The organism is Subtercola boreus (assembly GCF_003399645.1).
Classification (GTDB): domain Bacteria; phylum Actinomycetota; class Actinomycetes; order Actinomycetales; family Microbacteriaceae; genus Subtercola; species Subtercola boreus_A.
Genome location: NZ_NBXD01000023.1, coordinates 1 through 777, shown reverse-complemented (window position 1 = coordinate 777; position 777 = coordinate 1). Strand labels below are relative to the sequence as shown.

1 protein-coding gene is annotated in these 777 nt (G+C 67.2%); it reads right to left on the bottom strand.

Features of this window, described 5'->3' with window-relative positions:
- Nucleotides 1–68 precede the first annotated feature (68 nt).
- Nucleotides 69–777, bottom strand: a 709-nt coding sequence (locus tag B7R24_RS11410; RefSeq protein ID WP_367302621.1) for a hypothetical protein, incomplete at its 5' end; no start/stop codon positions are given.

The following is a 777-nucleotide window of genomic DNA, read 5'->3' as shown; positions in this document are numbered from 1 at the left end:
ACGGCGAAAGCCCCCGGCCGGTGTGGTCGGGGGCTTTCGGTTGCTGTGGTGTGGGTGGTGCGGGGGTGTTACTTGGTGTTGACGGTGATTTTTGCGACGCCGACGAGGAGGCCTTCCTTGACGGCGGTGGTGCCGTAGGTCTTGTTCAGGAGGGCGGCGGCGTCTGCGGAGACGTGCACGGTGGTGCCTTCGAGGATGGCGGTGTCACCGGAGGTCTGGAGGGGCTTGAGGGTGGAGCCGTCGAGGTCGAAGAGGAAGGCCTGCTTGGCGACTTCGGCGCCGTTGGCTGCGACGTCTCCGTAGAGCTTGGAGGTGCCGGGGTCGACGGTGAAGTTGGTGAGGTCGACTTCGATGCCGCCGCCGGTGAGGCTGAGGCCGGAGCCTTCGTGGTTGATGCTGCCCTGGACGTAGGGGCGGTAGGACTCGTTGGGGTCGAAGTACTTCACGTTGCCGCCGGTGATGGGGAATGCGAGCACGCCGGCGTCGGAGAGGGTGGCGGTGCCGAGCACGCCGGGGGTGAGGCTGAGGCTCTTCAGGGCGGCGAGGAAGCCGGCGTCGACGGTGACTTCGGTGTCGACTCCGGTGAGCGCGGGGATCGAGGCGAGCGGGGTGCCGTTCGTTGACGCGGATGCGGATGCGGATGCGGATGCGGCCGGGGTGGAGGTGGTGCTGGAGGTGGTGGAGCAGGCGGCGAGCGAGAACGCGAGCAGGCCGGATGCGGCGATCGCGGTGGCGACCTTGGTGAAGTTGCGCATGATGAAATCCTTCGTTTGCTGT